The sequence below is a fragment of the Bacillus sp. FSL E2-8900 genome, from assembly GCF_037966225.1.
Lineage (GTDB): Bacteria > Bacillota > Bacilli > Bacillales > Bacillaceae_G > Bacillus_A > Bacillus_A cereus.
Window position 1 is genome coordinate 990,707 of sequence record NZ_CP150193.1, and the last position, 22,964, is coordinate 1,013,670.

Below are 22,964 nucleotides of genomic sequence, written 5' to 3' on the forward strand. Positions count from 1 at the left end.
TTCGCTTTTTTAATTAAATTACATAAGCTACTTAAAATTCTATGCTACTAAATGGATTGATAGTTGAATGTACTCAATTTAATAATTCGTTAAAAAAACTTTCCCTTTCGTTTTCTCAGCGGACTGTACAACATCAACTGCCGCTTTCACATCCGCTAATCCATACGTAGAATGGACTTTCATAAAACGTAATTGCTCATTTTCTACTAAGCGAATTAAATGACGAAACGTTTCTTGCCATTTATAAGGTGACACTTCTTTATTCCAATGTCGTAAATGAAATATGTTCGCGTGCACTTTTGCTTTCGTGACAATCTCTGCCCAGTTTACTTGTATTCCTGACAGAAGTCCTATAGTTAAAAAGTGCCCATTGGGACGTAAGGAGAAAGCTAATTCATTTCCATCCGGTCCCCCGATAGAATCAATTGCAGCATCCGCGCCGAGCCCGTTCGTTAATTCCATAACGGTTTCATAAAGCGGGGCAGTCGAAGTATCAATTACATGATGAGCGCCAAGCTGAAGTAATTCGTCTGTATGTTTACTATTTCTTGTCACGGCAATGAGTTGGAAATTTAAAATTTGCGATAACTGCGCAAAAAGATGCCCGATAGCGGATCCACAAGCATTCACTAACAAAACATCATTCCGTTGTAAGTTTAGCGTTTCCGTACATGTAACCCAAGCCGTAAGGGGATTAATATACATTTGTGCCGCGGTAAAATCATCAATAGAATCGGGAATAGGGACTACAAAATCAGCTGATGTCTTCACATATTCTTGCCAAGTACCTTCCCCGCGTAACGGTAACACACGTTTACCGATAAGGTCTCTAGAAACAAAAGCTCCTACATCTTCTACAATACCAACACCTTCATAACCAGGTATGTTAGGTAAAGGGATTCTATGTGCGTACGCTCCGGTTATTGGAATTAAGTCAGATGGATTAATCGGTCTAACTAGCATACGAACGAAAACTTCATTATCTTTCAGTGGTTCTATATTTTTATATTCAACTTGTAATACGTCTTTTGGATTGCCAAACTTATGAAATTGAATGCATGTTCCAAGCAAAGTAATTTGCCCCCTTAGTTTCATTGGGTTTATTATAGCATTTTTAGTTTGGGTGGTTATTTTGTTAATGATAAATAGGGTTTTTAATTTACGTATTTATCAGAATTTTATAAAATGTGTATATAACTATGAAATGGGGGGGATTTCTTCATGTGTACTAGTTTGACGTTACAAACAAAAAATTTCCAGCATCTTTTTGGGAGAACAATGGATTTCACATTAGATATGAATCAAGAAGTAATAATCATTCCTCGGCGTTATCAGTGGAACAATATAACTGGTGAAACGATCCGAGCGAAAAAGGCTGTTGTCGGAATGGGAATTAATTTTGGAGGAAGGGTCATGATGGCGGAAGGAGTAAATGAAACTGGTATGACATGTGCAACTCTCTATTTCCCAGGATTCGCTACTTATAGTAATCATATAGATAGCAATAAAACGAATGTAGCGCCATTTGATTTTGTGACTTGGAGCCTCACGCAGTTCAATTCTGTTGAAGAGGTAAGAAAATCTATTGATAACATTGCCTTTATAGATGTGCCATTACCAGTTTTAGGAATTACGCCACCGCTACATTGGATTTTAGCAGATAAATCGGGAGCGTGTATTGTACTTGAGCCGACAGCTGATGGAATAAAAGTGTATGACAATCCAATAGGAGTGATGACTAATAGTCCCGAGTTTAATTGGCATTTACAAAATTTAAGACAATATATTGGTCTTAAATCGCAGCCATTTGCGCCAACGGAGTGGGGAGATGTACCATTAAGTGCTTTTGGCCAAGGTTCAGGAACGATGGGGCTTCCTGGAGATTTCACTCCGCCATCAAGATTTGTACGGGCAGCATATGGCAAACAAAACATTCAAAGTATAGAGAACGAAGAAGAGGGGATATCGGCTATTTTTCATATTTTATCAAACTGTGAGGTTCCTAAGGGGGCAGTAATAACAGAAGGCGGTATATTAGATAATACGATCTATACAAGTGCAATGTGTATGGAGTCTGGAACATATTATTACCATACTTACGATTGTAGACAAATTATAGCTATTCATTTATTCCATGAAAATTTAGATGCAACTGAGATTAAAACTTATCCGTTTCAGCGGAAACAAAAAATATTTTATGAAAACTGAAGCGCCCCTGAAAAAGTGAGACTAATAAAAACACCTCCATTTAATTTGCATACTTAGTATGCGAATTTAGGAGGTGTTTTTTATCATTTACCAATATTCAGGCTTACTTCTTGCTATTCTATTAAGCCGAAGCTCTCTTCATTCTCTCAAGTAAACTAGATAACACATGCGTACGATAAGATTCTAGTTTTTTACCTTCATAAGTACGGATACCTAATTTTTTAAGTTCTTTTACATACCAACCTTTGCTTCCGAAATACATGTGATCGCTCCCCTTCAACTTTGTTTTTATTTATTCTGATTGCATATGGAGGTACAGGAATTATTAATGAAGGAAATGAATTTCGCGCGAAAATGGTTAACTTTGTTGCAAAAGACATATATACTAAAGATAGTATACAACGAGGTGGACAAGACGTGATTATAGAGAAGCACGAAATTCAAATTGACCAAATTACTAGCGGTAAAGTGAATATCTTTACTTTCTATCGAAATAGAAAGCAAATTGATGATCATTTTTTACGATTGCAAGAACCATCGCTTACAGCAAACTACTTCTTCCATTTTCATTTTGATGCAGAGAGCTTGCATCTACTGCAGAAAGAGTTTCCGAGCGTATATCCGTACGACGGTAGTGAAACGATTCACGACTGGACGGAAAAGATGAAAGCTGAATTGCAACATCAGATCCAAACAGGTAAATGGAATAAACGCGTACGTATCGGTAATCGCATTCTAGATGTGGTGTTTACGTGGTGTGACGAAGATATAGTAGAGTGAAAAAGAAGCGGATGACGCTTCTTTTTTTAGCGCTGGAATAAAACGAGCTTACCTGCAGTAGATGTACAGCGATGTGTTTTTTCATACAATCCTTTTTCTTGTAAGATAGATTCACCTTTTGCTTTTGCTTCTTTTTCAGTTGCCGCCTCGAATGATTCGTCTAATGCTTTTGAACCATCTTTTTCAAAGACTGTTAGAACGTATACTCCCATGAAAATTCCCTCCAATAATTAAAATCAGAATCTTATAATTATTTTGACATAAAACGCTGCAATATGCAAAGAAATATATGACATTGCGTGGTAAAATAGAATGAAACTTTAATCATCGAGAATATTTTTATTCTCGATGATTATTAGTTTTCAGCGATTTTAATTTTGATAAAATGAAACTTTTGAAAGATAGGAAGGATCGTTATTTGTGAAACAAGTAAAGTTTATACATGCGGCTGATTTGCATTTGGATAGTCCGTTTAAAGGGATGGAGATGAATGTTGCGCAGTCTGTTTGGGAGAGAATGAAGCAAAGTACGTTTGAATCATTTGAGTGTATTGTTGATAAAGCAATTCAAGAGCGCGTTGATTTCGTATTACTAGCTGGGGATTTGTATGATGCGGAGACGAGAAGTTTGAGGGCGCAAGTGTTTGTGCGTGAGCAAATGAAGAGACTTTCGCAGTACGATATCCCTGTTTTTATTATTCACGGTAACCATGATCATTTAGGAGGAAGCTGGGCAGCAATTGAGTTTCCGGAAAATGTTCATGTATTTACTGAGCCTTATGTAGAAGAGAAATCATTTTATAAAAATGGTGAGCTATTAGCTTCTATTTATGGTTTTAGTTATTTGCAGCAAGCGGTAACGGATAATATGACAGCGCAGTATACGAAAATGAGTGATGCGCCTTTTCATATTGGCATGCTTCACGGAAGTGTGGAAGGAGATGCAGAGCATAATCGCTATGCACCGTTTCAAATTCGTGAGTTGAAAGAAAAACAGTTTGATTATTGGGCTCTTGGCCATATACATAAACGTGAAATTTTATCAGAAGAACCATGCATTATTTATCCAGGGAACATACAAGGTCGTCATCGTAAGGAAACAGGCGAGAAGGGTGCGTACCTTATTGAACTTACGAAACAAGGAACGCAGTGTTCATTTTTCCATACGGCAGATGTTGTATGGGATGAAATCGAAGTTTGTATTGATAGACTTGAAACTGTTGATGAACTTATGACGAGCCTATCTACTGCGATGAATGAATGCCGAAGAGAAGAGGAAGGTACGCTATTAACTGTCGTATTCACAGGACAAGGTCCACTTTCACCTTATTTGCGTGACGAAAAGCGCGTGGAAGAGATTTTTCACATTTTAGCATCTGGCGAAGAGCGAAAAGATTTTGTATATGCGATGAAGTGGAAAAATGAGACGGTTTCTTTTGCGGAAATCGAACGTTTGAAAGCGGAAAATCATTTCGTAGGTAGTGTGCTAAAGGAGTTAGAAGCTTTCAGCAATATGGACGGAGTATTGCGCACTATTTGGACATCTCCTGTAGCGCGTAATAGTATTGAATCTTTTACAGAAGAAGAGAAGAAAGAGATTCAAAAGGAAGCAGAAAATATTATTTTAGAGCAATTATTCCAGCAAGAGAGGGATAAAAAATGAGAATTGAAAAACTCCATATTTATGGGTACGGAAAATTAGAAAATGTGGAAATGGATTTTTCCTTGCTGACGGTGTTATATGGTGAAAATGAAGCGGGGAAATCGACAATTCGCTCATTTATGAAAAGTATTTTATTCGGTTTTCCGACGAGAGGACAGCGCCGTTATGAGCCGAAAGAAGGCGGGAAGTATGGCGGCGCGATGACTGTGCAAACAGGGCAGTACGGTCGTTTGAAAATTGAGCGATTGCCAAAGACGGCAGCTGGCGAGGTGACCGTTTATTTTGAAGACGGGAAAACGGGCGGAGAAGAAATTTTAAACGATATATTAAGCGGGATGAATGAAAGTTTATTTGAATCTGTCTTTTCATTTGATATGCATGGTCTTCAAAATATTCATCAGCTAGGCGAAGCGGATATTGGCAATTATTTATTTTCGGCAAGTGCAGTCGGAAGTGATGCGCTATTGCAGTTAGATAAAAAGCTAGAAAAAGAAATGGACCAGCGCTTCAAGCCGAGTGGTCGTAAACCAGAAATTAACGTGTCATTGCAAGAGATGAAGAAACTTGAAGAGAAGATGAAAGAGTGGCAAGGAAAAATTGGCACGTATGAAAAACAAGTAGAGCAGTTAAAAGAAAGTGAAGAGAAGCTTGCTTCTGTTCGCGGGGAAAAAGAGAGTGCAGAAAAGCGAAAGCAAGATTATGAAATATTAGCAGCGCTTGAGCCACTCGTTATTGAAAAACGTGCGCATGAGAAAGTGTTAGAGAACGAGAGCGGGCAGTTTCCTGTAAACGGAATGGCGCGTTATGAAGCAATTAAGGCGAAAATGGAGCCGCTTCAATTACAAGTTGATTCGCTCCACAAGAAAATTGAGACAGTGCAATCGGAAATTGCTTCGATTCAAATAGATGAAGAGTTTTTACAAAAAGAAAGTTATGTAGAAGAACTTCGTATGCAGCATATGTCTTACGAAAATGCACGCCAAGAAATGCGTGATATGAGCGGGAATATTACGAATATAAAAGAAGAAATCGCAGAACTAGAACAACAAATTGGTACTACTTTTGAAAAGGAAACAGTTCTTTCATTTGATATGAGTTTGGCAACGAAAGAGTTAATTACGCAAACAGTGCAAAAGGCGCGCGAATTAGAAACGCAAAAAGCAAAGCTCGATGATCGTTTTAAAGTAGCGCAAGAGCAATTAGAAGAACAAGAAGAAAATATAAGACAGATTAAGAAACAAATGTTAGTGGATGAAGAGAGAAATGTGTTAGTTGAGAAAGAGAAATCGTTCCAAGATGCGGCGTTTATCGGTATGGGCGCAGAGAGAATGAAGCGCAAGTATGAAGAGAAAACAGGAGCAGCTAAGCAAAAGAAAAAGCAGTGGCAAAGAGTTTGTCTTCTGTTACTCCTTATTAATACAGGCATTTTATTCACAAGCTTATTGATAGACAATCGCCCGCTCTTATTTATTAGTGTCATCGTATTTGTAGGGATTGTTCTCGCCCTTGTTTTATATAAAGATCCATCAAGTGGATTACAAGAAGAGCTCCTTACACTTCAGCAAAGTGCCGGCGGGAGACAAAGTGAAGAAGCGATGTCTGTACGCTATCAGTTAGAAAAAGATGAAGAGATACGTAAATTATTTGAGCGTGAGTCTTATAAGTTACAGCAGTTGGAGCGAGCGTATGATAAAGTCGTTTCATCGTATGAGGAATGGGAGAGAGAAACGTTCCAGGCGGGAGAACAAGTCGATGCATATAAAACGCGCTATATGTTTCCTGAATTTTATACGTATGCACACATATTGCCGGCGTTTGAGCGTATTGAAAAAATGCAGCAATTATATCGGGAGTTAGAGAAGCAAGGTACGCGAAAATCTTCATTATATGAAATGATTTCGCAATTTGAACATAAACTAGAAACTGTTATCGGTAGTGCGGAGTATAGTAAGCTACACGAGGCACAAAGCCGTATGCAAAATGAGAAAGAGAAGCGCCAAACTTGTAAGCAGTTAAAAGAAAAACTGGCGGAATGGCAAGAAGAATATGAGTTTATGCAAGAACAATTAAAGCAATTACTAATAGAACGAGATGGTTTATGGCATATTGCAGCGTCTACAGATGAAGAGATGTTTTTAGAAGCAGGTAAACTGGCGGAAAAACGTGAAGATGCAGAGAAACAAGTGGGGCGTTTATTGCCGCAAATTGATCTGTTAGAACAGCGTTTAACGAGTTTATCATTAGCTGAACATTATGAAGCTGACGGTTATGAAGAGAAATTAAAGAGAGAAATGACAGTCGTGCAAAACTGTCTGGCGCAAGAGAAAGAACTGACAGAGCGTATTGCGAAACATCGTATGGAAATTGCGAATTTAGAAGAAGGTAGTACGTACGGTGATTTAATGCATGAATGGGAAATGAAAAAAGCGCAAGTGCGTGAACAAGTGAAGAAGTGGGCTGCTTATGCGGCCGCAAAGACAGTGTTAACGAAAACGAAGCAATATTATCATGAAGTACATCTTCCTCGTATTTTACAAAAGTCAGAAGAGTATTTCGTCTATTTAACAGGCGGACGATATAGTAAAATCTTTTCACCGTCAGAGTCAGAGCCGTTTATTGTAGAGCGTAACGATGGTATGCGTTTTTACAGTCATGAACTAAGCCAAGCGACAGCGGAGCAGTTATATTTATCGCTGAGATTTGCACTAGCAAAAACATTTGAGCATGATTACCCATTTATTATTGATGATAGTTTCGTGCACTTTGATGCGGTAAGGACGAATCGAACGATTGAACTTATAAAGGAAATTGCAAAGGATAGACAAGTCATATTCTTTACATGTCATGCGCATTTACTCGCGTATTTTACAGAAAAACAGATTATAAAATTAACACATATGCGTAAAGAAAATGAGTTGTAGTGTGCTATACTAAAAGTAACTGATTTGGTGGAGGAATTCGAATGAAAAAGAAAATTGCAGAGTATGAAGTTGGTGAACAAGTCGATATTTTCTTGTTAATTAAAACAGCGACAAAAGGTATCGCAAGCAATGGAAAGCCATTTTTAACAGTAATCTTACAAGATCCAAGTGGAGATATTGAAGCAAAATTATGGGACGTATCACCAGAAGTTGAGAAACAATATGTAGCGGAAACAATCGTGAAAGTAGCTGGAGATATTTTAAACTACAAAGGACGTATTCAATTACGTGTGAAACAAATCCGTGTTGCGAATGAAAATGAAGTAACAGACATCTCAGACTTCGTAGAAAAAGCACCAGTGAAAAAAGAAGATATGGTTGAGAAAATTACGCAATACATATTTGAAATGAGAAACCCGAACATTCAGCGTCTAACAAGACATTTATTAAATAAGCATCAAAATGAGTTTTTAGACTATCCAGCAGCGACAAAGAACCATCACGAGTTCGTATCTGGACTAGCTTATCACGTCGTATCAATGCTTGATTTAGCGAAAGCTATTTCAAATCTATACCCATCTTTAGATAAAGACTTACTATATGCAGGCGTTATTTTACATGACCTTGGTAAAGTAATCGAACTATCTGGCCCAATTTCTACAACGTATACGTTAGAAGGAAATTTACTAGGCCACATTTCTATTATGGTGAACGAAATTGGTAAAGCAGCAGACGAATTGCAAATCGATGCAGAAGAAGTATTAATTCTTCAACACATCGTCCTTTCGCACCACGGAAAAGCGGAATGGGGTAGCCCAAAACCACCATTAGTAAAAGAAGCAGAAATTCTGCACTACATTGATAACTTAGATGCAAAAATGAACATGATGGACCGCGCATTAGGACGCACAAAACCAGGCGAATACACAGAGCGTGTCTTCGCACTTGATAATCGTTCGTTCTATAAGCCGACGTTCCATAATTAATAATGTGAATCAAATGGCCTCATTAAGTGGTAATAAGCTTAGTGGGGCTGTTGTATAATGATAATAAAGTTATTGAATTTTGATTATTAAAAAGCTAAGAGCCTTACTACATTCTACGTAGCAAGGCTCTTTAAAGTTGTTTCAAATTACATCCATCTGTTCGTTCAAGTGTAACTATTCGCAATTATTTGATATTATATAGGTGAATAGAAAGATACATTAAAAATTAGTTTCGTAGTTGTAAAAGGAGGTTATTTATATTATTCTTTTATAATTTTCCAAAAGGGAGAGTTTATGAAAAAGATTATTGTTTTTGTATTAACGATATTTATATTATTCTCAGGATTCGCAACACAAAGTTATGCGTTGTCAGATTCGCAATCTGCGGCAATACAAGCGTTGCTAGATGATGCCTGTCGTATATCAGGTGTGCCGGGAATGTCAATCTCAATACTTGCTGATGATGAAGTGTTCTACTTTTCTTCAGGGTATGCAGACCGTGAAAAGGGGTTGTCTGCAAGTGAAAATACACTCTATGAGTTAGCCTCGGTCAGTAAAGCTTTTACCGGTATGGGTATTATGCTATTGGAAGAGCAAGGGCTGCTCTCAATGACTGACCCTGTCCAAAAATATTTACCTTGGTTTACATTAAAGTATCAAGGGAAACCTGTTGATATGCAAAGTCTTACACTAAATAACTTTCTTCACCATACCAGTGGTCTAATAAATATTAGGCATACTCAAAATATTCCACAAGGCAATACACCGGATATGTTGCAAAAGACTGTGGAAATGCTCGTTGATGCTGAATTGGCGTTCCCTCCCGGTGAACAGTATAACTATGGAACCGTTAATTATGACGTATTGGGTTTGGTTATTGAGATTGTGTCGCGACAAAGCTATGAAGACTTTATGAAGGAACAGGTATTTCAGCCGCTAGGTCTTCACCAGACGTATGTTTATAAAGAAGATGCTCAAGCTACTGGACAGTTGGCACAGGGCTACCGTTCTTCCTTTTTTATGACAACTCCATTTAAAGCTCCGGATTATGCTGGGAATAAACCCGCAGGCTACATCATTTCTAATACAAAAGATATGGCTCGTTGGCTGGGCATACAGATGGGTATCGTGCAGGACATACCCGAAATATTTCACACGGTTATCGAAAAATCACATAGGGGTGATATGTCTGTTTCGGCTGTCAACGGTATGTATTATGCGGCAGGTTGGTCCGTAAATGCCGAACAAACGATTATAGAACACACTGGGGGCAATCCAAATTTCAGAACCGAAGTAGTCATACTGCCAAATGAACGAACAGCCGTCTCCTTGCTGAGCAACGGCACAAATACCAATACAAACATGGTACTAAAAGTTAAAGATATATTAGAAGGCAATCTAACTCAGTCATATGAAATAAGCGGCACACAGCTTTTGGATATCATTTTGTCGTCTATCACAATTATTTTTTGCCTATTGGCCATTTTGCTATTTCTCTTAGGATTACGCAGAAGGAGAACGAATGAGCGACAGCCAATGACAAAAAAGAGAATAACCGTAACAGTTATTTTCCTGATCGCTACGATTGCTCTGGGTATACTGTGCTGCGCTTTCGATTGGTCAACAATACTTATGTGGCAAACATATAGTGTTCTTACAGCTTTGATTTCGTCAGCATTATTAACAGCAAGCATTACATGGTTTGTATACACTCACCGATAAAATACCTTGCTCCTAAGATAAGCATAATGTTAAGTCATTAAAGTCCGATTGGTGAGGGTTGATAATCAGTGGGGGGTGAAGAAAACCCCCACTGATTAAAGTTTCACTTTATTAAAAATGAAATAAAATAGTTAAGAAGTACGCATGGGTGTAACGAAGAACTAATAAAACATATCTTGCCACTAGAATGGGGGCATATCAACTTTTAAATTGAGTACCGCCAGCATTTCAGAAAAAATATGTTAAGCAAAAAATACAATAAGCTGTCCATATGGGCAGCTTATTTACATAATTCTCGATATTGGAAGTTGATTAATATCAGTTCATTTGTTTTTCGAAAGGAGTTATTTTGTTCGTTCAAAGATAATATCAAAGTAATTCGCGTACCCCATAGTTGGTGGCGCAAATAGTTGATTTTATAGGGGGAAAACCTGTAACTAAAGCCTAACATAGGTGTTTTTGTTTAAATTTTGCTTAATTCTCACTAGTAATTAACTAAAAATTCAGAAATCGTTATATAATGAATTTAATTTAAAATTAGGAGTGATTAAATTGCCAGATATGATAAACCTCGTTCTTTTCATCATTATAGCGAGGTGTTAAAACTTCTAATAGAAAGCATATTCGATTAAGAAAGAAGGGGTAGTTATGAAAACTAGTGAAGAAACGCATTGGCAAAGGTTTAAACGTAAGAGTAAATCCCCGAAAGAGTGGTTAAAGAAAGTATACGAATTTTTTATTAATGAACACGTATGGGATGCTATCTTTAAAGTGTTCCTTAAACTAGTATGGGCAGTAAAAGGTATGGGGAAAAGCTTGAAACGGGTAATAGAAAACATATTCAATTAAATTCTATTCTTTCATAATTTCCTCATACGATCGATAATTTCCAATAAATTTGTTTTATATAATGGAGTGTGAATACGACAGTTGATACAGCAATGGCTATAATACCTATATGTGCGTAAAAATTGAAGTAATCATATTTCTGGAAGAAAAATTCAAGGACAGGAAATAAAAGAGTAAGACTAGCAATTAATATTAATTGTTCTTTTTTCATTATCATGCCTCCTTCTTTGTATAATTCAGCATTGATAGAAACAATTCCTATATGAATATCCTATACATGATCAGTTAACATAACGTCCTATTATCGGTAGCAAGGAAAAAGGAGGAACCCTACTCTCACAAGGGAACCTCCTTTTTTTGTTCTATCAATCTATGCAATTTTTTATACATTCCTATTCTGGTGCGGTTTTAGGGTTCTTGTCTGTTATTGGATTAACGAAAAAACTGTATAAAATCTCGCATACTCTTAGCGTGTTTTTTTCAAAAATGCTGGCGATATCTCACATCCATCAACTTATGAATTTTATAATGTCCTCAAACCAAGAATTTCTCGTGTTTTTAGTCCAAAATGTTATTTAATAAAAAAATATCTCGAATTTGAGATAAATTACTTGCTTTTTAATCACTTGAGTTGTAAAGTGATAGTAACGAAAGCGATTGAGTCATATGAAAAACATACACTCAGTTGTTTTCGAGTTAAAAACGAAAATAACTTATGCAGTAAAAACCAAGATGAATTTACAAAAACATAATGAGAATAAATTGAACAGCTAAAAAACATATTATTTTTTTATCGTCACTTGACTAGTAAAACGAAGTGGAGGAATTACAAATGTATAAAATTAAAGGGCATCATCACATTTCAATGGTTACGAAAAATGCAAATGAAAATAATCACTTTTATAAAAATGTGCTTGGCTTACGTCGTGTGAAAATGACAGTAAATCAAGATGATCCGTCAATGTACCACTTATTTTATGGAGATAAAACAGGAAGTCCAGGTACGGAATTATCATTTTTTGAAATTCCTTTAGTAGGAAGAACATATCGCGGTACAAATGCAATTACTCGAATTGGATTGCTCGTTCCTTCAGAGGATAGCTTACATTACTGGAAAGAACGATTTGAGAAATTTGATGTGAAACATAGTGAAATAACAACATATGCAAATCGTCCTGCTTTGCAATTTGAGGATGCTGAAGGTCTTCGCTTAGTATTACTCGTTTCAAACGGAGAAAAAGTAGAGCACTGGGAAACTTGGGAGAAATCAGAAGTTCCTACAAAGCATCAAATTCAAGGAATGGGTTCTGTAGAAATGACAGTTCGTAGACTTGATAAAATGGCGAGTACACTTACAGAGATGTTCGGTTATACAGAGGTTAGCCGAAATGATCAAGAAGCAATTTTCCAGTCCATTAAAGGAGAGGCTTTTGGAGAAATCGTTGTGAAATATTTAGATGGTCCTACTGAAAAACCGGGCCGCGGTAGCATTCACCATTTAGCAATTCGCGTGAAAAACGATGCAGAGCTTGCTTATTGGGAAGAACAGGTGAAACAAAGAGGCTTCCATTCTTCAGGAATCATCGACCGTTTCTACTTTAAAAGCTTATATTTCCGTGAATCAAACGGAATCCTTTTTGAAATTGCGACAGATGGACCAGGATTTACAGTTGATGGAGATGTGGAACATTTAGGAGAAAAACTTGATTTACCACCGTTCTTAGAAGATCAGCGTGCAGAGATTGAAGCGAATTTAGCACCTATTGAAGAGAAGTAATAGGAGAGAAAATATAAATTAAAAAACATTGGAGGAATATAAAATGAACCAATTAAAAGGAATTCACCACGTTACAGCGATTACAAGTAGTGCAGAAAAGAACTATGAGTTTTTCACTCACGTTTTAGGAATGCGTTTAGTTAAGAAAACAGTAAACCAAGATGATATTCAAACGTATCATTTATTCTTTGCAGATGATAAAGGTAGTGCAGGAACAGATATGACATTCTTTGATTTCCCAGGTGTTCCGAAAGGTGTACACGGTACAAATGAAATTTCAAAAACTTCATTCCGTGTTCCGACTGATGCAGCACTAGCGTATTGGGTGAAACGCTTTGACCGTTTGGAAGTAGAACATACAGGAATTAAAGAGCAATTTGGTAAGAAAATTCTTTCTTTCGTTGACTTTGATGACCAACACTATCAATTAATCTCAGATGAACTTGATAAAGGGATTGAATCAGGTACACCATGGCAAAACGGACCAGTTCCATTAGAATATGCAATTACTGGTTTAGGGCCTGTATTCATCCGTATTGCAAACTTTAGTTTCTTCAAAGAAGTGTTAGAAAAAGTTTTATTATTTAAAGAGGTTGCGCAAGAAGGAGAGTTCTATTTATTTGAAGTGAATAAAGGGGGAAACGGTGCTTCTGTCATTGTAGAACATAATACAGTTCTTCCTGAAGCACAACAAGGTTTTGGTACAGTGCACCATGCGGCATTCCGCGTAGAAGATCGCGCTGTATTAGAAGAATGGATTGAGAGAATCAGTAGCGTAGGGCTTCCTTCATCTGGTTATGTAGATCGTCACTTCTTCGAGTCATTATACGCAAGAGTTGCACCACAAATCTTATTTGAATTTGCAACAGACGGCCCAGGATTTATGGGAGATGAGCCATACGAAACACTTGGCGAAAAATTATCTTTACCTCCATTCCTAGAGCCAAAACGTGAAGAAATTGAAAAATTAGTTCGTCCAATTGATACAGTGAGAAGTACGAAGGAATTTATTAAAGAGTAAAAATAGAGATAGTAAGTAGGAGAGCAAGTAGTTTTAGCGGAGTGCTGGAACTACTTGCTTTTTTATTTATCCTAGTAAGTTTTCTGACAATTATTTCTCAAGTTATTAAAAAGGAAAACTTTGGTATAATTAATTAAAATATTAAATTTTCTGATAATTATTTTTCAATGCATAGAAAAGGAGTGGTAATATACAATTTTAATAATTGTATAAAAATCCTAATTTTGTAATTTTGGAGAAAAGGGGATGCGAGTGTATGGGAGCAGATGTAGTAACGCGGGAGCAAATGAAACATTCTTTAGATGATTGGTATCGTGTAATGTTGCAGCAAAATATAGAGAAGGCCACGGAAATGAAAGAGGAGATTGAAAGTAAGATTAGTGGGTTGGACGTGGATCAGGATGTATTGCTTTATCATGCGTTGTTGAATTTTAGATATGGTGCATTAGTTGATTGGATTGGGATTAGAGAAGATAGTTTTGATAAAGTAGAATCTTTTGAAATCCCGGCAGAAGGTGTTCTAGCTTATTACTATCACTTTTTTAAAGGGTTTCATTGCACATTAATTTCAAATTATAATGAAGCGAAAGAACAGTATGAGCAAGCTGAGAAGTTATTGAAATATATTGCCGATCCGATAGAACATGCGGAGTTTCATTATCGTTATGGATATCTTTATAACCAATCATATCAACAAATGTTAGCGATTGATCAAATAAAAACAGCAAAAGAGTTTTTTTTAAAACAACCAGGTTATGAGATTAATCTTGCGTTGTGCGAGAATATGTTAGGGTTGTGTTATATTGATTTACAACAATTCGAGTTCGCTGAAGAAACATTTAATACAGCATTGAATGTTTTCCAACAAGTTAATCATGAAAAATATATATTAATGGTTAGAAATAATTTAGGTTTATTGTACGCGAATCAAAATTTATCTGAGTTAGCTATCCGTCACTTATCAGAAGTAACAAAGAAATCTCCTAATCATTTTCGAGCACTATACTTGGAATCAGACGAATACCTAAAACTAAATGAATTAGAAAAAGCAGAGTCGTTAATAAATAAAGGGTTACGTATTTGTAATCAGTTAAAAAATCAAGAGTATCAATACCGATTCATGATTTTAAATAAAATGAATGCGACTACTGGTGAGTTTGAAAATGTTATTTTAGATGCGATTTCTTATTTTGAAAAAGAAGAATTATTTGATTGTATTCAAGAGTATACGGAACGCTTAGCAGATAAATTTTATTATGAAAACAATCATGAAAAATCTAGCGAATATTATCATATGAGTAAAGAAGCAAGAAAAAAACAAATGATAAAAGGAGCGTTAAAATAATGAGAAAAATTGTATTAACGGTAATAGGGTTCGCATTTACTTTATCTCTAGGATTTCATGATTTTAATTCAGTTGCACTTAATAAAGGAGATGGTGGCGGAGCACCAGCAAGACCAGACTACGTTAACATTGGTGACACAGGCGGAGCACCAGCAGATAATAAAGGCGACGGCGGAGTAAGCCAACTATAATAACAAAGAAAGGGACTTCAACATGAAGTCCCTTTTTCTATTTTTAGGCCATGTAGAGAAAAGAATTGACTTACTTTAAATGTGTAACTATAATAGTTACAGAATAACCATTAGTAATAGAAATGAGTTATATTTTTTTAATATAATTGTAACTGTTTTAGTTACAATTAAAAAGAGAACATAAAACAACCAAAAAATGTAAAAACTTTAAATAGCAACTCAAGAAAGGAGACGGGAACTTTGAAACGGTTTAAGTTTTATTTGATTAGCGGTATTGTGCTTGTTTTGCTTATCGTATGTAACTTCGTTGATAAGCCGATTGCGAAGGTTGAAGAAGTGAAAGATACTGTTATGATGAAGCTGAATACGAAAGAGAGTATGGCGCAAATTGATGGGCAGACGATTTATTTTAAGCAAATTGGTGAGGGGAAACCTCCGTTACTCATGTTGCATGGGTTTGGTGGTTCTTCTGATGGGTTTAGTGATATTTATCCGGAACTAGTGCGAGATCATACGATTATTGCGGTTGATATTTTAGGGTTTGGGCGTTCTTCTAAGCCGGTTGATTTTCAGTATTCGTTTCCTGCGCAAGTGAATTTATATTATAAGTTAATGAAGAAGCTTGGATACGATCAGTTTGCGGTGCTCGGCCATTCAATGGGCGGAGAGATGTCCCTTAATTTAGCGTATTTATATCCGGATGCAGTGACGCATCTCATCTTGGCGGATGCTACAGGGATAGAGTCTTTCCAGCAAAAAGAAAGTTATGAAGTACCACCGCTATCGACGGACTTACAAACTGTAACTGAGATTACGAAGTATAATAAAAATGAAGTAAAAAATAGTCGTGATGATAAAGAGCATTATGATCAGCTTACGAAAATGCGAGAGCGCCGCATTGCGATGGAAGCTGATAAAATTAAGGTACCGACTTTAATTATATGGGGACGACATGATAAGAGTGTTTCGTGGAAAAATGGTGAACTGTATCATGGGCTATTTGCGAATAGTACGTTTCATATTATTGAAAAAGGATACCACGCACCGTTTCGTCAGGAACCAATTGAGTTTATGGAATATGTACAAGCATTTTTCGTGAAGCATCCACAATAAAAATTTTAAGCATAAATCCACTTCTTTCCTCATAGAGTGAAACTAATAAGGCTTGTCTAAGGAAAGGAATGAAGTAGAGTGGAAACTTTACCATGGTGGGTTTATCTTGTAATTGTTGGGATTGTATTAAGTGGCTACATGGTTTTATATACTTCGAAAAAAGAGCAAGATATGGATAATGAGTTTATCGAAAAAGAAGGCGAAGTATATATGAAGCGTTTAGAAGAAGAGCGTGAGAAACGTAATCAGGATAGTGATAAAGATTCGGTATTGCTTTAATAGAAATTTTGAAAGGCTACCACCTAGTAGGATTTTACATCTAGGTGGTAGCTTTTTTCTTCTGGGGGAGCAGTATATGTTCATCAAGCTAAGGTTATATTAGTTTAATTTTACATGTATAAGAGAGTCATCATAAACTTTTATTGATGGCATTTATATATATTTTTCCTCATAAGAATGGAACTAGCGGGGATTTTACTGGGGGGGATTAACAATGCATAGGGATGAAACTTCATTACATCCTGATACAGGCGTTACGTCTGTAATGTTTGTTGAGCGTTCATTAAATGAAATTCGTTTTTGGTCTAGAATCATGAAGGAGCATTCTTTTTTTCTTCGATTGGGATTTAGATGTGAGGATACTCAATTAATTGAAGAGGCGAATCAATTTTATCGGTTGTTTGAACATATTGAACAAATAGCGCATTCCTATACAAATGAAACAGATCCTGAGCAAATCAAAAGGTTTAATGCAGAAGTACAACAAGCCGCAACTAATATTTGGGGATTTAAACGAAAAATTTTAGGATTAATTCTCACATGTAAATTGCCAGGACAAAATAACTTTCCACTTTTAGTTGACCATACAAGTAGGGAAGCTGATTATTTTAGAAAACGTTTAATACAATTAAATGAAGGTAAATTAGATGCTCTTCCTGATGCTATTATTAAAGAAAATGTTTTCTTTTTAAGGATTATGGCAGACCATGCTAAATTTATTGGCCATCTTCTTGATCCATCAGAAAGAAAGCTTGTAGATACAGCACGGAATTTTAGCAATGATTTTGATGAATTGATGTATCAAGCAATTGACTTAGAATCTATGAAACCACAATCCCAAACAGCTCCTCTTTTAGATCAATTTTTAGATCAAAATCGCGTGTCAGTTGCATCTCTTCGGGATTTTAAGAAAACAGCACGTGATTTAATTGAGCAATGTAAAATAAAGAGCATCATTCATCCATTATTGGCAGACCATGTTTTCCGTGAAGCTGATAGATTTCTTGAAATCATTGATATGTACGATGTTCATCTTACAAATATTCAATCACAACCTAGATATTAGAAGATAAGGAAAGATACTATTTTTTCCTTAAGCTGAGAAGTTAACAATTTATTGTTAGCTTCTTTTCTTTGCGATTAAAATTTCCTTTTAAGAACTACATAAATCCCTTTGACCAAATATGTAATTCTTTGTAAAATGATATATATGGAAAGATTATGAATATACAGGAAATCTATGGATAGTAGATTTTAATAAATTACTCGGGGGAAATTTATTAGTTAAGTATATTAACTTGTTTGCACTACATTTTACAAATAAAGGGGTATTAGTAATCATGAAAGCAAAGAAATTAGTAAGTTTGGCGTTACCAGTTATGTTATTGAGTGGTTGTATTACAATTGAAACTGATGGTAAGAAAGCTGAACCAAAGAAAGAAGAAACGCAAAAGGTAGAGAAAGAGAGTAAGGCTACTGAAAAAGAGAGTAAGTCAACTGATAGCAAGAAAGAGGATAGCTTATCTGTAGCGAAAGGTGAAGGTACAAATAGTAGTTCATCAAGTAGTCAACAAAGTTCCTCTTCAAATAATTCAACTTCTTCTAGTTCTTCAACTGGCAAGGTAACTGGTTCAGATGTTGAAAGGTATAAGGCAGAAATCATAAATAGTGCTACTCAAATTGAAAATACAATGAAATTAATTGAAGGAATAGCAGATTCAGACGTAAAATCATACAAACAAAAGAAAAGTGAAGTACAACTGAGTTTAGGTGGAGCAAAGGCAACTGCAACGAAACTGAAGAATCTACAAGCACCTCCTGAATTACAGGGAGAACAAGTGAAGATAAAGCAATCGATGGAACTGTATGCGGATTGTTTCCAACTTCTCTTTGATGCATTAGACCAAGAAGACGAGAGTAAAATGCATCAATCATTAAGTAAAGCACAAGAAGGTTCAAAATTGTTTGAAGAAGCAGCGAAGAGTATCGGTAGTAAAACCAACTAAGAATAAAGTATTTAAAGGGGTATTTGTAAGTGCAGTTGGTGCAAGTGAAGAGTTAGGAATTAGTTATGGAAACACATTACAAATTTATCAAATGGACGATAATGTTCGTATTCGATATGTAAAACAATAAATAATTGGTGAAAAACTCTGTAATAAATTTTACAGGGTTTTTTGTTAGTTCTAGTTTATTTTTTTGTCTTCCTAAGCGCTAAGCATACTAGTATAAGTTGAGAAATGAACAAAACGATAATGATAGGCAGATGATGTAACTCCATAGTAACTGTAACCATTTAAAGCCCAATTCATACACTATGATGGAGGCTTTTTACTTCATAACCGGATGAAAAAGGAGTGTAATCATGAAGAAACGTACTGTTAATGAAGCAGGAAGGAATGTGCCACAACCAATCCGCAGCGACGGAGCAGGTGCGATTGATTCTGGACCTCGTAATGTTATGCGGGATATTCAAAATCCGAATATGCTTGTTCCGCCTATAACGGATGCAGGGTTAGTTCCTAACTTGAAGTTTTCATTCTCGGACACTTCTATGATTTTGAAACAAGGCGGGTGGTCTCGGGAGATTACTGTTCGAGAACTACCGGTTTCGACGACGATTGCAGGAGTAAATATGAGTTTAACGGCCGGTGGAGTACGAGAACTACATTGGCATAAAGAAGCGGAATGGGCGTATATGCTTTTAGGACGGGCACGCATAACGGCTGTTGATCAAAATGGACGGAATTTTATTGCTGATGTTGGACCAGGTGATCTTTGGTATTTTCCGCCTGGTATTCCGCATTCCATTCAAGGATTGGAACATTGTGAATTTCTACTCGTTTTCGATGATGGACATTTTTCTGATTTATCTACTTTAGCTATTTCAGATTGGTTTGCGCATACGCCAAAAGAGGTGTTGTCGGCTAATTTTGGAGTACCTGAGAGTGCTTTTCGTTCTATCCCTTCAGATCAAGTTTATATTTATCAAGGAGAGGTGCCAGGTTCCCTTGAAAGTCAGGAAGTTCAATCACCGAAAGGAGAAGTTCCTTTAACATTTAAACATGAATTGTTAAAACAAAAGCCGATTAAGACGCCTGGTGGTAGCGTTCGAATTGTAGATTCCACAAATTTCCCTATTTCCAAAACAATCGCAGCAGCGCTCGTTGAGGTTGAGCCTGGCGGAATGAGAGAACTTCATTGGCACCCGAATAATGATGAATGGCAATATTATTTGACGGGGGAAGCGAGAATGACTGTGTTTCTTGGAAATGGTACCGCTCGTACATTTGATTATAGAGCTGGCGATGTCGGATATGTACCGTTTGCGACGGGGCATTATATTCAAAATACAGGTACCGAAACATTATGGTTTTTAGAGATGTTCAGAAGCAATCGTTTTGAAGATGTATCGTTAAATCAATGGATGGCACTGACTCCTAAAGAAATAGTGGAGAGTAATATACATGTTGGCCCGCAAGTAATGGATGCTCTGCGTAAGGAGAAGTGGCCTGTTGTGAAATATCCGGGGTTTTCATATAGTCCGAAAAGTGATGAGTAAAAATGAAAAATTGCGTTATTCTTTCTGGAGACTGATAAGAAGGGATGGCGTATTTTTTATGCCTAATCTAGTCTTTATCCCGCTATTTGCCGGGTAGTAAGACCCCCACCTCAAAATTCAGCTGAAGTAAAGAAGTTAGGTGGGGGGGCGGGCTGTCCGTAAAAGTCCGATTGGTGAGGGCTGATTAAAGTTTCACTTTATTAGTATCCGTCCCTTGTATTATTGTTCGGGAAATTATTATTGGAGCATAGTATAGGGAAGATACATATAAAATAGCGCCATTATAAGCTGTAACGCATAAGTTGCGCAGGAAATGCAACGATAACTAGCTTTACTCTTCATCATTTATTTGAACATAATGGGCATAGAGAGGTGATAAACACAGTATGATTTTTAGTGAGCGTTTAAAAGAAGAAAGGGAAAAAAGAAATTGGTCGCAAAATGATTTGGCTGAAAAACTTCATGTGAGTAGGCAATCTGTTTCGAAATGGGAGACGGGAAAGAACTATCCGAGCATTGAAATTATTATTCATTTAAGTGATCTGTTCGGTATTACAATTGATGAACTGCTAAGGAGTGATGAAGAATTGACGCAGAAAGTAATTGAAGATAGTAAGCAATTGGCGTATCCAAAATGGAAGGTGTTTTTGGATAGTCTATTTATAATAGGAGTATTTTTATTTATTGCAAAAATCGTTGTATGGATGCTAAATAAGTTTGCTGGAGCAAGTATTACAATTGTAGCAGATGCGCCATATGTAATGAATCTTTTGCCTCTTGTATTCATGATTATAGGTGGTATAGGTTCTGATAAGTTGAAGAAAATATATAGATAAGAGAAAGATTTGAAAGAAATCCCCGACACTAGCTGTTCTTTTCACTTAAATTGTGTACTATAAAGGATAGGATGACATAAAGAAGGGGACGTATAGAATGGAATTTCATGAACAGAAAATTTTGCCGGCAGTGAGGCAAATTAAAGATTTGGAAAAGCTATTACATAGTTCGTATGAATATATCGTTATTTTAGATATTCATGTCGGCCAATTGAAGAGTGTTATATCGCTTGCGAAGCAATATTGTAAAAAGGTGTTTTTACATGTGGATCTAATTCATGGTTTGCAGAGTGATGGGCATGCGACGGAATATTTATGTCAGGAGTTTAGACCGTACGGGTTACTTTCAACAAAGGCGAGCGTTATTATGAAGGCGAAGCAAAAAGGTGTTGTGGCAATACAACGCATCTTTTTAATCGATTCGAGTGCGATGGAGAAGAGCTGCAATCTTTTAGATAAGACGAAACCGGATTATATTGAGGTACTTCCTGGAGCATTAACGGATGTTATCGCTGAAGTGAAAGAGCGTACTGGTGTACCGATTTTAGCAGGTGGTTTTATTCGTACTGTAGAAGATGTGGAAAGAGCTTTAAACGCTGGTGCGACAGCAATTACGACATCAAAACGCGAATTATGGAAACATTACCAAAAAAAGTGACGAAAATGTGAATTTTTTCGTTGACACCGCTTTCATTTACGGTTAACATTATAGACAAGTTAATAAACGTGACGGAGAAAAGTAGAGATCCACATTTCATTGTTTCTATATAAATTTATATAGAAGCGTGCAAGCTGTGGGTCTTTTTCTTTTGACAAAAACGAATGGCCATTCATTTTACCTCTATCACATTTGAAAGCGTTTAAATTGATTGTGGAGGGATACTATGTCAGCATTTTTAGGAGAGTTAATAGGGACTGCGTTGTTAATCGTACTTGGTGGCGGCGTTTGTGCTGGTGTAAGTTTAAAGAAATCGTTTGCGAAAGATTCAGGTTGGATTGTTATTACAATGGGCTGGGGCTTAGCAGTAGCGGTTGCAGCGTATGCGGTTGGATCAATTAGTGGGGCACATTTGAATCCAGCTTTAACGATAGGATTAGCATTTAAGGGAGCGTTCCCATGGAGTGACGTACCAGGTTATATCGTAGCACAAATGATTGGGGCAATTATCGGGGCAGTTATCGTATATTTACATTACTTACCACACTGGAAAGAAACAGAAGATCCAGGAACAAAGTTAGGTGTATTTGCAACAGGTCCAGCAATTCCGAACACATTTGCAAACCTTTTAAGTGAAATGATTGGAACATTCGTTTTAGTATTTGGTATATTAGCAATTGGTGCAAATAAATTTGCAGATGGATTAAATCCATTTATCGTAGGTTTCTTAATCGTAAGTATTGGTTTATCATTAGGTGGAACAACAGGATACGCAATTAACCCGGCTCGTGATTTAGGTCCGCGTATCGCACACTTCTTCCTTCCGATTGCAGGAAAAGGCGGTTCAAACTGGAAGTATGCATGGATTCCAGTAGTTGGTCCAATTTTAGGTGGATCACTTGCAGGTTTATTCCATCAAGTTGTATTTGAGGGAAAACAAAATTCAGCACTTATTTATGTGATTATCGCAACTGTGATTGTACTAGCAATCTCTTATATGACAAGTAAAAAAAGCGGAAGCAATACAAATAGTAGAAAAGTAGCATAAGGGGGA

The 22,964-nt window shown here is 36.6% G+C and carries 24 protein-coding genes; 20 read left to right on the forward strand and 4 right to left on the reverse strand.

Translation table 11 applies throughout. The annotated features are described in order from the left end of the window. Window positions 1-78 precede the first annotated feature (78 nt). Window positions 79-1,071, reverse strand: coding sequence for a zinc-dependent alcohol dehydrogenase family protein (locus tag NST90_RS05125; RefSeq protein ID WP_157418320.1), 993 nt, complete (start codon window positions 1,069-1,071; stop codon window positions 79-81). 150 nt (window positions 1,072-1,221) lie between these two features. Here NST90_RS05125 and bsh point away from each other — a divergent pair, with 150 nt between their 5' ends. After that, window positions 1,222-2,208, forward strand: coding sequence for a choloylglycine hydrolase (bsh, locus tag NST90_RS05130; RefSeq protein WP_283748236.1), 987 nt, complete (start codon window positions 1,222-1,224; stop codon window positions 2,206-2,208). 121 nt (window positions 2,209-2,329) lie between these two features. Here bsh and NST90_RS05135 read toward each other — a convergent pair whose 3' ends face one another. Further along, window positions 2,330-2,470 carry a YflJ family protein gene (locus NST90_RS05135; protein ID WP_000273537.1) on the reverse strand — a complete coding sequence of 47 codons (141 nt, stop codon included), beginning with the start codon at window positions 2,468-2,470 and terminating at the stop codon, window positions 2,330-2,332. Between the two features lie 155 nt (window positions 2,471-2,625). On the opposite strand from NST90_RS05135, the gene NST90_RS05140 reads away from it, so the two are divergent. Then, window positions 2,626-2,988, forward strand: coding sequence for a hypothetical protein (locus NST90_RS05140; RefSeq protein ID WP_000582785.1), 363 nt, complete (start codon window positions 2,626-2,628; stop codon window positions 2,986-2,988). 26 nt (window positions 2,989-3,014) lie between these two features. Here the strand turns inward: NST90_RS05140 and NST90_RS05145 are convergent, their stop codons facing one another. Beyond that, window positions 3,015-3,200, reverse strand: a complete 186-nt coding sequence (locus tag NST90_RS05145; protein ID WP_000539552.1) for a YhzD family protein — start codon at window positions 3,198-3,200, stop codon at window positions 3,015-3,017. A 208-nt stretch (window positions 3,201-3,408) separates the two neighbouring features. Between NST90_RS05145 and NST90_RS05150 the strand changes: the two genes are divergently transcribed. From NST90_RS05150 to NST90_RS05170, 5 genes are all read left to right on the forward strand, one after another. Beyond that, the gene (locus NST90_RS05150) at window positions 3,409-4,650 is read left to right on the forward strand and encodes a DNA repair exonuclease (protein WP_006924751.1); all 1,242 of its coding nucleotides are present in this window, start codon (window positions 3,409-3,411) and stop codon (window positions 4,648-4,650) included. Continuing rightward, window positions 4,647-7,571: an AAA family ATPase gene (locus tag NST90_RS05155; protein ID WP_088867666.1), complete on the forward strand. Its 2,925-nt coding sequence runs from the start codon at window positions 4,647-4,649 to the stop codon at window positions 7,569-7,571. The genes NST90_RS05150 and NST90_RS05155 overlap by 4 nt, the downstream gene beginning before the upstream one ends. Window positions 7,572-7,612: 41 nt before the next feature. Further along, a complete protein-coding gene (gene yhaM / locus NST90_RS05160; RefSeq protein WP_000726639.1) occupies window positions 7,613-8,557 on the forward strand; it encodes a 3'-5' exoribonuclease YhaM in 945 nt (314 codons plus the stop codon). Window positions 8,558-8,851: 294 nt separating this feature from the next. Then, complete coding sequence (locus NST90_RS05165; RefSeq protein WP_048558528.1) at window positions 8,852-10,279, forward strand: serine hydrolase domain-containing protein; 1,428 nt, start codon at window positions 8,852-8,854, stop codon at window positions 10,277-10,279. Window positions 10,280-10,927: 648 nt separating this feature from the next. Next, on the forward strand, window positions 10,928-11,128 hold the full coding sequence (locus tag NST90_RS05170; protein WP_000858032.1) for a hypothetical protein: 201 nt from the start codon (window positions 10,928-10,930) through the stop codon (window positions 11,126-11,128). Between the two features lie 22 nt (window positions 11,129-11,150). On the opposite strand, the gene NST90_RS05175 is transcribed toward NST90_RS05170, so the two are convergent. Continuing rightward, window positions 11,151-11,345, reverse strand: a complete 195-nt coding sequence (locus NST90_RS05175; protein ID WP_002060880.1) for a hypothetical protein — start codon at window positions 11,343-11,345, stop codon at window positions 11,151-11,153. 615 nt (window positions 11,346-11,960) lie between these two features. Here NST90_RS05175 and NST90_RS05180 point away from each other — a divergent pair. The 13 genes from NST90_RS05180 to glpF all read left to right on the forward strand — a co-directional run bounded on the left by NST90_RS05180 (window position 11,961) and on the right by glpF (window position 22,958). Next, window positions 11,961-12,905: a ring-cleaving dioxygenase gene (locus NST90_RS05180; RefSeq protein ID WP_000276675.1), complete on the forward strand. Its 945-nt coding sequence runs from the start codon at window positions 11,961-11,963 to the stop codon at window positions 12,903-12,905. A 43-nt stretch (window positions 12,906-12,948) separates the two neighbouring features. Further along, window positions 12,949-13,926: a ring-cleaving dioxygenase gene (locus tag NST90_RS05185; RefSeq protein ID WP_088867667.1), complete on the forward strand. Its 978-nt coding sequence runs from the start codon at window positions 12,949-12,951 to the stop codon at window positions 13,924-13,926. Window positions 13,927-14,182: 256 nt separating this feature from the next. Beyond that, window positions 14,183-15,271, forward strand: coding sequence for a histidine kinase (locus tag NST90_RS05190; protein WP_044307196.1), 1,089 nt, complete (start codon window positions 14,183-14,185; stop codon window positions 15,269-15,271). Continuing rightward, window positions 15,271-15,462, forward strand: a complete 192-nt coding sequence (locus NST90_RS05195; RefSeq protein ID WP_001227132.1) for a hypothetical protein — start codon at window positions 15,271-15,273, stop codon at window positions 15,460-15,462. Before NST90_RS05190 ends, NST90_RS05195 begins: the two co-directional genes overlap by 1 nt. Before the next feature lie 240 nt (window positions 15,463-15,702). Next, complete coding sequence (locus tag NST90_RS05200) at window positions 15,703-16,575, forward strand: alpha/beta hydrolase (RefSeq protein ID WP_000819469.1); 873 nt, start codon at window positions 15,703-15,705, stop codon at window positions 16,573-16,575. A 78-nt stretch (window positions 16,576-16,653) separates the two neighbouring features. After that, window positions 16,654-16,854 carry a sporulation YhaL family protein gene (locus NST90_RS05205; RefSeq protein ID WP_000449223.1) on the forward strand — a complete coding sequence of 67 codons (201 nt, stop codon included), beginning with the start codon at window positions 16,654-16,656 and terminating at the stop codon, window positions 16,852-16,854. 214 nt (window positions 16,855-17,068) lie between these two features. After that, the gene (locus NST90_RS05210; protein ID WP_000554479.1) at window positions 17,069-17,920 is read left to right on the forward strand and encodes a DUF2935 domain-containing protein; all 852 of its coding nucleotides are present in this window, start codon (window positions 17,069-17,071) and stop codon (window positions 17,918-17,920) included. Window positions 17,921-18,194: 274 nt separating this feature from the next. Continuing rightward, window positions 18,195-18,860: a hypothetical protein gene (locus tag NST90_RS05215; protein ID WP_046392426.1), complete on the forward strand. Its 666-nt coding sequence runs from the start codon at window positions 18,195-18,197 to the stop codon at window positions 18,858-18,860. Next, window positions 18,820-18,990, forward strand: a complete 171-nt coding sequence (locus NST90_RS05220; RefSeq protein ID WP_000744795.1) for a hypothetical protein — start codon at window positions 18,820-18,822, stop codon at window positions 18,988-18,990. The genes NST90_RS05215 and NST90_RS05220 overlap by 41 nt, the downstream gene beginning before the upstream one ends. A gap of 229 nt (window positions 18,991-19,219) precedes the next feature. Then, the gene (locus NST90_RS05225) at window positions 19,220-20,416 is read left to right on the forward strand and encodes an oxalate decarboxylase family bicupin (protein WP_046392427.1); all 1,197 of its coding nucleotides are present in this window, start codon (window positions 19,220-19,222) and stop codon (window positions 20,414-20,416) included. Window positions 20,417-20,802: 386 nt separating this feature from the next. Then, window positions 20,803-21,252: a helix-turn-helix transcriptional regulator gene (locus tag NST90_RS05230; protein ID WP_000577663.1), complete on the forward strand. Its 450-nt coding sequence runs from the start codon at window positions 20,803-20,805 to the stop codon at window positions 21,250-21,252. A gap of 97 nt (window positions 21,253-21,349) precedes the next feature. Beyond that, window positions 21,350-21,910 (forward strand): glycerol uptake operon antiterminator GlpP, encoded by a 561-nt coding sequence (glpP, locus tag NST90_RS05235; protein ID WP_000394285.1) that lies wholly within the window; start codon window positions 21,350-21,352, stop codon window positions 21,908-21,910. Window positions 21,911-22,136: 226 nt separating this feature from the next. Continuing rightward, the gene (glpF, locus tag NST90_RS05240; RefSeq protein WP_001272200.1) at window positions 22,137-22,958 is read left to right on the forward strand and encodes a glycerol uptake facilitator protein GlpF; all 822 of its coding nucleotides are present in this window, start codon (window positions 22,137-22,139) and stop codon (window positions 22,956-22,958) included. Window positions 22,959-22,964 lie beyond the last annotated feature (6 nt).